The following is an 11,818-nucleotide window of genomic DNA, read 5'->3' on the forward strand; positions in this document are numbered from 1 at the left end:
TAGCCTTTCCGGCAGGGCTGCGTCCGACGGCGGCGCGGCTCCCGGGGGCACGTCCATCCGGGCCGGACGCATCCCGGCGAAGCCCGGCGTCGTACGTTTCCGCGACGCGCCCGGGTGCCGGAGGTGCCGCTAAAGGCCCTGCCAGGAGGGCTTGTTGTCGTAGGTATGCCGGTAGAAATCGGCGAGTTTCAAGGCCGAAGCGGCGGCTTCGTCCACCAGGACGGTGGCGTGCGGGTGGAACTGCAGGACCGACGCCGGGCAGATCGCAGCAACGGGTCCCTCCACGAAGTCCCGGACCGCCTGCGCCTTCTGGGCTCCGGTTGCGATCAGGATCACGTGCCGGGCGTCCATGATGGTGCCCAGGCCCTGCGTGATGACATGGTGCGGAACGTCCGCCAGGCTGGTGAAGAACCGCGCGTTGTCCTTGCGGGTCTGTTCGATCAGGCTCTTGATCCGGGTGCGCGAGGCGAAGGAGGACCCGGGCTCATTGAAACCGATGTGGCCGTCGGTGCCAACGCCCAGCAACTGCAGGTCCACGTCCCCGGCAGCGGCGATGGCGGCTTCATAGGCATCGCAGGCTGCCGGGATGTCCGCGGCGGAGCCGTCCGGCGAATGGACGTTGGCGGGATCGATATTGATCCGGTCGGTGAATTCGCGGCGGATCACGTTCCGGTACTGCTCGGGGTGCCCGTCGGGCAGTCCCACATATTCATCGAGGGCGAAGCCAGACGCCCGGCTAAAATCCAGCCCTGTTGCGTGGCGCGCGGCCAGTTCCTCGTAGACGGGCAGGGGCGAGGACCCGGTGGCCAGCCCCAGCACAGCGTCCGGTTTGCGCCGCAACAGCTCTTCGATGGCGTCAGCGGCCAGCTTCCCGATGGGACGGCTGCCGCCAAGGATTACAACTTCCACGTCAGGCCGTCCTTCGGGGGTGGTGGATCAACGGTTCACAGTGAGTTGGGCCAGCATTTCCGGACCGCGGGCTTCCAGCCAGCGGCCGCCAACCCTGACGCCCACCACAAAAAGTACCAGCCCCAGGGCCAGGCCTACGCCAAGGTTCAGCCACCCGAAGAACGGATTACCCGTGACGCTCTGCACGATGAGCAGCGCGGCCTCCGGAATGACCAGGAAGGCAAGCACGCCCATGCCGCCGAATTGCACCAGCATGGTCTGGCCAACATTTCCCGGCGGCTTCTTGAACGGGCTGTCGCCCGGCAGCGGAACGGCGATGTTGTACCGGGCGGACACCACTGATGACAGTCCCAGCCCGCTGAGCAGCATGCCCAGTGACAGGCCCAGCACGCCAGGCAACCACTCCCAGGACCCGGTGAAGGCAAAGGGCACCACCGTGAAGGCCAGCACCACCGGGACGGAGAGGATCAGGCACGCCAGTGCACGGCCCAGGCGGTCTGCGGTTCCCCGGACCCCGGTGGCCAGGTGGAGGGCGAAGGCGGTGTTGTCATAGGAGATGTCTGCAGAAATGGACCAGGCCATGAGGAAAGCCGTGAGCGGGCCGAGCACGGAAAGGGCGCCCAGGCTGTCCCCCTGGCTGGCCTGGAAGAACAGCACCACGGCCAGCAGCGGAATGACAATGAGCGATCCGCCGTAGCGGGGGTCCCGCAGCCAGTACGTGAGTGAACGGGCCGTTACGGCTCCGGTGGGTGTTGGCGGCAGCAAGGCGAACATTCCCAGCTTTCCGCCCTTCCGGCTTCCACCGCCTGCGTAGGGCGGGTTGACCAGCGCGCGTTCCAGGAGGACTTTCCAGCACCAGGTAAGGGCCGCCAGCGTTGCGGCGGCGATCAGCAGTTTCAGACCGGCGGCCCCGGGTTGCCCGGCGTCAATGTCTCCGCCGAGGGACCAGGCCGCACCCAGCGGCGTCCATGCAAGGGCACGGGCGAAGTCAGGCAGGAACGCCGCCGAGGCGCTGATGCCTTGTGCAACACCTGCCACGATGGGTCCCAGCAGGATCAGCGGAATCATGAAGACCACGCCGCTGATGTCCTTGAAGCGCCGGGACGAGGCAAGGCTGGCCGTAGCCGTGGTCACCACCTTGGACAGGATGATGCAGGTCAGGATTCCCAGGACAGCCCCCACCAGTGCGGCACCGGCCGAAAGGATGCCCCGTGACCAGGTTGCCACGGTGGCAAGACCCACCAGTGCGGTGGCCACCCCGGGGATGCCAATCAGGCCGCCCAGTGCGAGCCCCGCCAGAAGCTGCCGCATGGGCACGGCGAAGGTGGTGAACCGCAGCGGGTCCAGGGTCATATCGGCAGAGGATACGGCCACCGGGATGAGCCCCCACCCAAGGATGGCGATGGATCCGCCCAGCACCACGGCAGTCTGTGCAATTTCGTGGCTTTCGCGCCCCACCATGATCAGCGCGACCACCAGCGCCCCCACGATTCCCACGGCATAAAGGGCGCCAAAGGCAATACCCACGATTTGCCAGGGGCTGCGCTTGAGCCCGTTGCGCAGCAGAGTCAGCTTGAGCCTTAGGAGGTGCGCAACCATTCCAGCCCTTCCGTGTGGCTCCGGCCGCCCACCAGCTGGACGAAGCGGTCTTCCAGGGAGGCTCCGGCGCGGACCTCGTCAACGGTTCCGGCAGCCAGCACACGGCCGCCTGCCACCACTGCCACGTGGTCGCACATGCGCTGCACCAGGTCCATTACATGGCTGGAGACAATGACTGTTCCGCCCGAGGCGACGTAGCTGTCCAGGATTGACCGGATATTCGACGCCGAGACAGGGTCCACGGCTTCAAAAGGCTCATCAAGGACCAGGAGCCGCGGGGCGTGGATCAGTGCCGAAGCGAGGGCGATCTTCTTGGTCATGCCGGCCGAGTAGTCCACCACCAGGGTGCCGGCGTCCTGGGCCAGGTCCATGGCAGCGAGCAGCTCGCCCACCCGGGAAGCCACCACCCCGCGGTCCATGCCGCGCAGCAGCCCGGCATAGGTGATGAGCTGTTCTCCGGTGAGGCGGTCGAAGAGCCGGACGCCATCCGGGAGGATGCCCATCAGCCTTTTGGCCTCCAGGGGATTCACCCAGACATCCACGCCGTGCACCAGGGCCGTGCCGAAGTCCGGGCGGAGAAGCCCCGTCGCCATCGACAGGGTGGTGGTCTTGCCGGCGCCGTTGGGACCCACGATGCCGTAGAAGGAGCCGGCCGGGACATCGAGGCTGATTCCGTCCACGGCGATCTTGGTGCCAAAACGCTTGGCCAACCCCCGGATGGACAGTGCCGGAACGGCCCCGCCAGGGGGTGGGCCGGCAGGGGTGGGTGGAAGCGCCGGGTGCGGTTGCGGAGCAGTCATGAAGCCAGACTAGCCCGCAGGTGCCGCCCCTGGGGTCCTCCCGGAGGAGTAGCGACAAAGGCGTACGACGGCGTCCGCGGGCGGGTGCCTAGCGGGCCTTGCGGATGCGGATGGGGCCCTTGGCGGTGCCCGGATCCACCACGGAACCGCCCTGGGTGACCTCGACGTCGCCGGCGTCAACCAGCCGGCGGGCGGCTTGGCGGACCGGCTCCATCAGACCCCGCCAGTGCTCGCCGCCCACGGCGCGGGCGGCATCGGACGGGCAAATAGTGGATGTGGCTGCCCGGGCGGCCAGCAGCTTCAGGATGGCAGTCTCCAGTTCCTTGCCGGTGGGCCCGGAAGAGGAAGAGCCGGAGGCGGACTTGCCGGAGGCGGACTTGCCGGACGGGGCAGCGCCGCGAGGTGCCGCGTCATCCGATGGCTTCGGCCCGTTCACGGCATGCCGTTCAGAACGAGCGCCGCGGAATGGCGCGCTCATACTGCGGAACCCACGGCAGGTCATGACCCAATTCGAAGGCCGCACGAAGCCACCAGTGCGGATCGCGGAGCGCCGCCCTGGCAATCAGCACCGCATCCGCCTGGCCAGTGGCCACAGCGTGCTCCGCCTGCCCGGCGGAGGTCAGGAGTCCCACCGTGCCGGTGGGCACTCCGGTTTCCTCCCGGATGGCGGCAGCGAATCCGGTCTGGTAACCCGGGCCCACGGTGATTTCCTGGTGGGCCACCGCTCCCCCACTGGAAACGTCGATCAGGTCCACGCCATGCTCCGCCGCCTGGCGAGCCAGGCGGACAGACTCCGGCAGGCCGATGCCGCCCGGCGCCCAGTCGCTGGCGGAAATCCGCAGCAGGAGCGGCATTGAGTCCGGGATGGCGGACCGAACGGCATCGATGACGGCGAGCATCAGGCGGTTCCGCCGTTCCTCGTCGCCGCCCCATTCGTCGTCACGGGTGTTGCTCAAGGGGCTCTGGAACTGGTGCAGCAGGTAGCCGTGGGCCCCGTGGATCTCCACAGTGTCGAAGCCGGCATCGACCGCCCGGACCGCGGCAGCGACGAAGTCCGTAACCACTGCCTGGATCTGGTCCCCGGTCATGGCGGCCGGAGTGTCGTACCCCTCGAACGCGATTGCCGACGGGCCAACCGTGGTCCAGCCGCCCTCCGATTCGGGCACCGTCCCGCGCCGGCCGGAAAACGGCCAAAACGTGGAGGCCTTCCGGCCGGCGTGGGCCAACTGGACGCCGATCCTGGCCCCGCCGGTGCCGTGCTGGTGCACGAACGAGGTAATCCGCCGCCAGGCGTGAACCTGATCGTCGTTCCAGATGCCGGCGTCGCGCGGGCTGATGCGGCCTTCGGGGTTCACGGCTGCCGCCTCGGTGAGGATCAGCGCGGCCCCGCCGGCGGCAAAGGAGCCCAAATGCATCAGGTGCCAGTCGTTGGGAACACCCGGGGCGGCGTCGGCATCGCAACTGTATTGGCACATGGGTGATACCCAGCCCCGGTGCTGCAGTTCCAGGGACCTCAGCTTCAGCGGCTCGAAGAGCGCCGGCACTAGAAGAGCACCCTCGCCAGGGCCTGGCGCGCCTTGGCCACCCGTTCGTCCGAGGCCCCCACGACGTCAAACAGCTCCAGCAGCCGCACCCGCGCGGTCTCACGCTCCGGGCCGAAGTTCCGGCCGATAAAGGCCACCACGCGGTTCAGCCCATCCTCAACGTGGCCCCCGGCGACATCAAGGTCCGCGACGCCCAGCTGCGCTTCAATGTTGTCCGGCTCATTGGCCGCCAGCGCCCGGATGGCCTCGGTGTCCTGGGCAGACACCACCTGCAGCCTGGCCATCAGCTCCACCTGTGCCAGGCCGGCCTTGGCCTCGTGATCGGACGGCATCTCGTTAAGGGCCTGCCGGTACGCTTCTGCCGCCGACTCGTAGTCCCCTGCTTCGATGGCGTCGTACGCGGCCTGGTGCAGCGGGGGCAACGGAGCTTCTTCCGGTTCGCCGCCGTCCCCGGCGTTCAGGCTGCCGGTGACACCGTTGGCAGCGGCAACCTTCAGCAGTTCATCGAAAAGGCTGCGCACCTGTTCTTCCTCGGCGTGGCCCTGGAAGAGGGGAACCGGCTGCCCCTTCAGGACGGCCACTGCAGTGGGCACGGCCTGGACCTGGAAGGCCTGGGCAAGCTGGGGGAACGCTTCGATGTCAGCAGCGCCCAGTACCAGCCGGCCGCCGTAGCCGGCCACCACGCGGTCCAGGACCTCAAGGGCCGCAGCGGATTCCGGGGAGTACGGAGCCCACAGGGCGAAGACCACCGGCACCTGCGCGGAGAGCTCCACGAGCTGCTGGAAGTTCATCTCCGTCACCTCGACCCGCAACTCGGGGCCATTTCCCGGACCGCTTGTCCCACCGGCCGCCGGGGTGCCCGCCGGGGCATCCTGCGACGGCGGTGCCGCTGACGGCGACGGAGCGGCGGGGCGTTGCTTCAGGCTGGAAAGATCGACGGCGCCGCGCAGGTTAAGCAGGTTGGCAGCGGCCGGAGGGACTGGACGGGAAGCAGGCGAACTCATGCTTCCCACTCTAGCCACTGCGGCCGCTGCCGGTGGTACTGCGGTAATGGGACTACTTGGTGCGGGCGGCTACTTGAAGCTGGCGCCCACGAGCCCGCGGGTTGCTGCCACAAGCTTCATGGGATCGGAGGACCCCGCCGGCGGCACGTAGACCGCCACCGACTCGGCGAAGCTCAGGACCATGCCCGTGGTGGTTTCCTTGCCTCCGGCCAGGGCTGCGGCGTCGTCACCAATGGAGAGCTTGTCTCCGGCGGCCTTCGGGGTTCCTTCGAAGCCGAAGTTGATGCGGCCCAGCACCAGTGCGCCGCCATCTTCGGTGCGGAACACCACGGTGCCTTCGGGGGCCACCTTGTGGGTGAAGGAGAAGTTTCCGTTTTCGCCGGCCTTGACCACCTCGGCCTGGTAGGACAGGGTGTCGGCAATGTACGGCGAGGACTCGCCTTCCACGATCTTGTCCTTGAACGCCGAATCGGCATTGCTGAGCCGGTCGGCCAGGCCCGACAGGGCCTCTTCCCCGGTGTACAGCAGGCCGGTCTTGTCTTTAGCCTCCACGGTCTCAGTGCCGTTCCGGCTGATGGCGGGGAACGTGGTGCCCGGCTGGAGCGGAGTGGTCTCCATGAGCTTGTAGTTTTCCCGCGGGGACTTCTGGACGAGGGTCAGCAGCTGGGGAACCACGTTGCCATCACCCTGGGAAACGGCGAGGACCGAGCGCGGCCATCCGCGGTCCGTGGTGACCGCCGTCGTCAGGAGCTTGGTGGAACGGACCGGCATGCGGGCCTCATACGAGCCCACCTGCGAGCGGATCTTGTAGTTCGAGGTACGGACTTCCAGCTCCGTACCGCCCACCCGGTCAGCCAGTTTTGCAGCATCCTTGGCGGCGTCGCCGGCGTCGGCAGCACTGGACACCTGCTCAAGGATGCGGCGGAACTGCACGTCCAGCAGGACGGGGGCGGCGTTTCCACCCTGGGCGGCAGGCGCCGAGGCAGAGCCCGTGGGAGCGGGGGCAGGCGATGTGGCGGCCGTGGCGGCAGTTCCCGTGCCGGCCAGTACCGCAGCGGCCACGCCGGCGGCCGCCATGGTGACCCTGGAGGAGGAGCGGGCCTGCTTGCGTGCACGGGCACGCTGGGCGAATCCGCTGCCCTCGCCGTCGCCGTCACCGTCGCGACGGCGGGCCGAGAGCACGGCGAGGACAATCCCGCCAAGGATGAGCAGCGCGCCGAGGACCATCAGCGGGATGGCCCAGGGGGTGGCGGTGTCGTTGGGAAAGGTCATCGAGACAGTCGCGGGAGCAGCCTTGGTTCCGTCAGCGGCCAGCAGCAACGTCCAGTCGCCGTCCGCCGGAGGCGTCCAGGAGTATTCAAGCTCACCGCTGGCATTCTCCGTGGTGACCCAAAGGTCGGATCCTGCAGGGTTGGGTGCCGTGGCTTCGCCGTCGGTATGTTCAACCTGCAGGGACTTGCCGTCCTCGGACGTTCCCGTGATGGTGTTGTGCGCAGCGGTGCCCACCCATGCCTCAACGTCATCGGGCCGGCCCGCGGCAAGCATGAAGTTGCCGTCGCCCTGGACATCGATCTTGACGGTTCCGCCGTGGAGTGTCCGCAGCTTCTGGTCGAAGACGGTCAACGGGGCAGCCGTAGCGTCGGCCGGCGCGGACGCCGTAAAGGTCTCGGAAGGGGCCCAGATGGTCTTCTGGCCGATACCGGCCAGAAGTGTCAGGAGGCCGAGCAGCACAAGTGCGGCTGCAGTCTTTAAACGCAAGGGAACACCTATCATCAGCGGGGTTTAGCTTCAATAGTAACCATTTTGTTACCACGAGCCCCAGTTCAGGCCCGGTTCATGGCTATCCGGCAGTCCTCGCCAGGAGTCTCTGCGGTGCTCCTCCGCAGGTGTTGACAAGCCTGCTGATAGTGTTTGCGATGATCATCACACCGGCCCGCCAAGGCGGTGCCATGCACGGAACAGGCGCCAAAAACCAGTGACTGACAAGACGGACGAGTCCTCCCAGGCAGCAGGCGATCCAAGGGACGTTGGACCGTCGCCCGCGGTCCCCCAGGGGCCCGGAACTGCCCACCGGAAGGGCGCCGCCGCAGCAGCGCTGGGCTTCCTGGCACGTCGCCTCCGCCAGCCGCTGCCCGGCGCGCAGCCGCGGCTCCGTTTCGAGATGCCCCCGGAATACTCCCAGCAGGACCAAACCACCGAGGACCCCGACGGCGTGACGCGCCCCCAGTTCGGCGCCCCCGGACCACGGATGTCCCCGCAACATCCGCTCTACATGGGCTTCATGGGAACCGTCGGCGTCGGGGTGGCGCTGCTGGTCTACTGGATTGGATCACACACCACCCAGTTGCTCCTGTGGATCGTTGCGGCGCTCTTCATCGCGCTGGGCCTCGAGCCCGTGGTGAAGTGGCTCGAGAACCGGAAGATCCCCCGGCCGGCCGGAATCCTGATGTCAGTCTCCGTGCTGATCGTCGCCGTAGTGGGCTTCTTTGCCACCCTGATCCCAACGATCGTCCAGCAGGTCACCGAGATAGTGCAGCAGGCGCCCACGTGGGTGCGGGATTTCATGAACTCGGACCTTTTCCGCACCCTTGACGACCAGTTCGGTGTCCGCGACCGCATCGCCGATGAGTTGAACAAGTTCGTCAACGATCCCAACGCCGTGGGCGGAATCGCCGGCGGCGTCGTGGGGTTCGGCTCCACGGTGGCCAATGGCCTGTTCGGTGCCCTGATCGTCCTGGTGCTCAGCCTCTACTTCCTTGCTGCCCTGCCGGCAATGAAGAAGTGGGGTTACCGGCTGGCCCCGCGTTCCCGCCGGCACCGGGTGGAGGCGTTGTCGGATGCCATCACCAAGTCCGTGGGCAACTACGTGATCGGCCAGGCCTGCGTTGCCCTGCTCAATGCCACCTTCGCCTTCATCGTGATGTCGATTGTGGGCATTCCGTTCGCCCTGCTGCTCGCGTTCGTGGTGGCACTGCTTGCCTTTATCCCGCTGGTGGGTGCCATGATCGCCGGCGTTGTCGTAGTCCTCATCGCCCTGACCGTGGGCTGGCAGACGGCCGCCATCTACGCCATCTGCTACTTTGCCTACCTCCAGTTCGAGGCCTACTTCATCTCGCCACGCATCATGCAGAAGGCCGTGGCCGTTCCCGGTGCCGTCGCCGTCATTTCCGTGATCGCCGGCGGCAGCCTGCTGGGGGTCCTGGGCGCCCTTATCGCGATTCCCACGGCGGCTGCCATCCTGTTGCTGATCAAGGAGATCTATATCGTCCGGCAGGACCAGCACTAGCCCGGCAACCGCGGGGATGCCCGCTTCGGGGACGGGTCAGGAGGCGGCAGTCGCCGTGGGCCCGTCCCACTCGGTCGGCAGTGCAGCGGCGTTCCCGTCCGTTGCGGACACCCGCCCCACAATCTCGTTCAGGACCCGCGCGGCGTACTTCTCGCCCACCCACAGATGCTTTGCGCCGTCCACGCCCAGCACGTGCGCTTGGGGAACCAGGCTGAAGCGGGCTGCGGCCTCGGCGGGCTGGAGGAAGTCATCGTGCTCCGGCACCAGGACCGTCAGCGGTTTGCCCGACTCCGCCCACAGCTGCAGGTGCTTGTCCGTGGCCCGGTGCAGCGGCGGGGACAGCAGGACAGCACCCTCCACCTGCGATGCCACAGGTTCGGTGGCACCGTACATCAGTGCCAGTTCCGTGCCGAAGGACCAGCCCACCAGCCACCGGTTGGGCAGCCCGCGTTCGACGGCGAAACGGACCGCCGCTTCCACGTCGTGGCGTTCCCCCACGCCTTCCTCGAACGCACCCGTGCTGGTGCCCCGGGGGGAGCCGGTGCCGCGCGTGTTGAAACGCAGCACTGCGATGCCGGCCAGCGCCGGCAGCCGGTAGGACGCCTTGCGGTAGACGTGCGAGTCCATGAAGCCGCCGTGCGTAGGAAGCGGGTGCAACGTGATCAGCGTGGCCCGGACCTCGCCGGATTCCGGCAGGGCGAGTTCGCCCACCAGAGTGTGTCCGTCCGCTGTCTGCAGCTCGACGTTCTCGCGCCTGGCCGGCAGGACCGTGGAGGCACGGATGGGAACGGGGCCAGCGGCCTGGCTGAATTCGTACGACGCCGGATCAAAAGTCATGCCTGCCAGCTTAGCGACAGCGGGCGGTCTCCACGGCCCGGGCTCCTCCGCGCCAGCTGTTCAGTGCCGCGTCAGCGGTACCTGTAGCTGCGCGAATTCCAGCAGTTCGTGTGCCAGTGGCGGCGTTCAGCGAGGCCGGCGGCGGCACCGAACAGGTGGTCGTCCTTCCAGACCACCAGGTGTGCCACCCCGGGCAGCACGGCGGTGGAACATTCGGGGCAGATGTAGGTCTTCGCCGCGTTACGCGCTGTCATGCTGCGGACCATCCATTCCCCGTCCGGGGCGCTTTCCCGGCGGGCGATGCCTGCCCGGGCCCGTTCGAGGTCCAGTTCGGGAACGTCACCGTTCCCCTTTTTTCCGGTTCCCCGCCCGGTTGCCGCAGGCTTCCCGGACACGGGACGGCGGGGACGGTTGGAGCGCGGCATGCATCCATTCTGCCCCAGCGGGACGGGGCGCTACTGCAGCCTCTCCGCGAAGAGTGGTGCACTGCCGCCGGCCCCCGTCGTCATTCCCGCTCCGGCACCCGGTAGTGTGTACGGCGTGCGACTTGTGATTGCCCGATGCTCCGTTGATTATGTTGGCCGGCTCAAAGCCCATCTCCCCCTCGCCACCAGGCTCCTGCTGGTCAAGGCGGACGGCTCTGTCCTTGTGCATTCAGACGGTGGCTCGTACAAGCCCCTGAACTGGATGAGTCCGCCGGCCACACTCCGTGTTACGTCACCGGAGGACGTTGACCTGGAGTTGGGAGTCGCGGAGCAATGGACGGTCCAGTCCGCGAAGACGGATGACCGGCTGATCATCAATATCCATGAAAAGCTCAGCGAAACCTCCCACGACCTCGGCGTGGACCCGGGCCTGATCAAGGACGGCGTGGAGGCGGACCTCCAGCGGCTCCTGGCCGACCAGATCGAAACGCTGGGAACAGGCTATTCGCTGATCCGGCGCGAATACTTCACGGCCATCGGTCCGGTGGACATCCTGGCCCGGGACGGCGACGGCGCAACCGTGGCCATCGAACTCAAGCGGCGCGGGGACATCGACGGCGTGGAGCAACTCACCCGCTACCTTGAGCTGTTGAACCGCGATCCCCTGCTGGCACCGGTGCGCGGCATCTTCGCCGCCCAGCAGATCAAACCGCAGGCCAAGGTCCTCGCCAACGACCGCGGGATTGATTGCGTGACCCTCGATTACGACGCAATGCGCGGTGTCGACGACAGCGAATCCCGGCTCTTCTAACGCCGCCTGTCCTTTCGGCATTGGCCAATTGTGTCCCGACAAGGCATGCACCCCGGTTTTTACCTAAAATTTGTCCGATTCCGCCGCCGAAGCGTTGACCTGCGGGAACGGGCATGAAATTCTTAACTCAGTCTTTGTGTAGGTGTTTTTCATGCTCGCAAGACATGTTGCGAGCGCGAAGCTCCTGCAGGGCCAGTTCCTTTTCCGGACGGCTATTCAGGATTCTTCTCGCGGAGTGACCAAGGCCGGTACGAAGTGTGCCGATCTTAAGAAAGTTCCACAATGAGGAGAAATAAATGGCACAGGGAACTGTGAAGTGGTTCAACGCTGAAAAGGGCTTCGGCTTCATTACCCCGGACGACTCCGACGGCGACGTCTTCGTCCACTACTCCGAGATCCAGACCGGCGGCTTCAAGACCCTCGACGAGAACCAGCGCGTTCAGTTCGAAATCGGTCAGGGCGCCAAGGGCCCGCAGGCCACCGGCGTTACGCTCGTCTAGTCTTCGGACAGACTGCTAAGCCTGATTAGCAAAGAATGGTCCCTGGCATAATTGCCGGGGACCATTCTTTTTGCCTGGCGCATTGTTGGGCCAGCCTTAGCCT

At 66.7% G+C, this 11,818-nt stretch carries 12 protein-coding genes; 3 read left to right on the forward strand and 9 right to left on the reverse strand.

Translation table 11 applies throughout. From position 1 onward, the window contains the following. Positions 1-129: 129 nt before the first annotated feature. From nagB to BLT71_RS13440, 7 genes are all read right to left on the reverse strand, one after another. Positions 130-909 carry a glucosamine-6-phosphate deaminase gene (gene nagB / locus BLT71_RS13410; protein WP_091721112.1) on the reverse strand — a complete coding sequence of 260 codons (780 nt, stop codon included), beginning with the start codon at positions 907-909 and terminating at the stop codon, positions 130-132. Positions 910-936: 27 nt separating this feature from the next. Further along, positions 937-2,508: a transporter gene (locus BLT71_RS13415; protein WP_091721115.1), complete on the reverse strand. Its 1,572-nt coding sequence runs from the start codon at positions 2,506-2,508 to the stop codon at positions 937-939. Then, the gene (locus tag BLT71_RS13420; RefSeq protein WP_091721118.1) at positions 2,490-3,308 is read right to left on the reverse strand and encodes an ABC transporter ATP-binding protein; all 819 of its coding nucleotides are present in this window, start codon (positions 3,306-3,308) and stop codon (positions 2,490-2,492) included. Before BLT71_RS13420 ends, BLT71_RS13415 begins: the two co-directional genes overlap by 19 nt. A gap of 88 nt (positions 3,309-3,396) precedes the next feature. Further along, complete coding sequence (locus BLT71_RS13425) at positions 3,397-3,786, reverse strand: DUF3253 domain-containing protein (protein WP_322788287.1); 390 nt, start codon at positions 3,784-3,786, stop codon at positions 3,397-3,399. Then, entirely contained in the window at positions 3,755-4,852 is a 1,098-nt protein-coding gene (locus BLT71_RS13430) for an NADH:flavin oxidoreductase/NADH oxidase (RefSeq protein ID WP_091721121.1), read from the reverse strand. The genes BLT71_RS13425 and BLT71_RS13430 overlap by 32 nt, the downstream gene beginning before the upstream one ends. Then, on the reverse strand, positions 4,852-5,856 hold the full coding sequence (locus BLT71_RS13435; protein ID WP_091721124.1) for a tetratricopeptide repeat protein: 1,005 nt from the start codon (positions 5,854-5,856) through the stop codon (positions 4,852-4,854). Before BLT71_RS13435 ends, BLT71_RS13430 begins: the two co-directional genes overlap by 1 nt. Positions 5,857-5,925: 69 nt before the next feature. Further along, positions 5,926-7,629 carry a hypothetical protein gene (locus BLT71_RS13440; protein WP_091721126.1) on the reverse strand — a complete coding sequence of 568 codons (1,704 nt, stop codon included), beginning with the start codon at positions 7,627-7,629 and terminating at the stop codon, positions 5,926-5,928. 202 nt (positions 7,630-7,831) lie between these two features. Here BLT71_RS13440 and BLT71_RS13445 point away from each other — a divergent pair, with 202 nt between their 5' ends. Further along, entirely contained in the window at positions 7,832-9,142 is a 1,311-nt protein-coding gene (locus BLT71_RS13445) for an AI-2E family transporter (protein ID WP_091721129.1), read from the forward strand. 36 nt (positions 9,143-9,178) lie between these two features. On the opposite strand, the gene BLT71_RS13450 is transcribed toward BLT71_RS13445, so the two are convergent. After that, positions 9,179-9,979, reverse strand: a complete 801-nt coding sequence (locus tag BLT71_RS13450) for an alpha/beta hydrolase (RefSeq protein ID WP_091721131.1) — start codon at positions 9,977-9,979, stop codon at positions 9,179-9,181. A gap of 71 nt (positions 9,980-10,050) precedes the next feature. Continuing rightward, complete coding sequence (locus tag BLT71_RS13455; RefSeq protein ID WP_015937510.1) at positions 10,051-10,404, reverse strand: hypothetical protein; 354 nt, start codon at positions 10,402-10,404, stop codon at positions 10,051-10,053. Positions 10,405-10,519: 115 nt separating this feature from the next. On the opposite strand from BLT71_RS13455, the gene nucS reads away from it, so the two are divergent. Continuing rightward, complete coding sequence (nucS, locus tag BLT71_RS13460; RefSeq protein ID WP_091724026.1) at positions 10,520-11,215, forward strand: endonuclease NucS; 696 nt, start codon at positions 10,520-10,522, stop codon at positions 11,213-11,215. Positions 11,216-11,511: 296 nt separating this feature from the next. Beyond that, positions 11,512-11,715, forward strand: a complete 204-nt coding sequence (locus BLT71_RS13465; RefSeq protein ID WP_011692441.1) for a cold-shock protein — start codon at positions 11,512-11,514, stop codon at positions 11,713-11,715. The last annotated feature ends 103 nt before the right edge of the window (positions 11,716-11,818 follow it).

Source organism: Pseudarthrobacter equi (assembly GCF_900105535.1).
Classification (GTDB): Bacteria; Actinomycetota; Actinomycetes; order Actinomycetales; family Micrococcaceae; genus Arthrobacter; species Arthrobacter equi.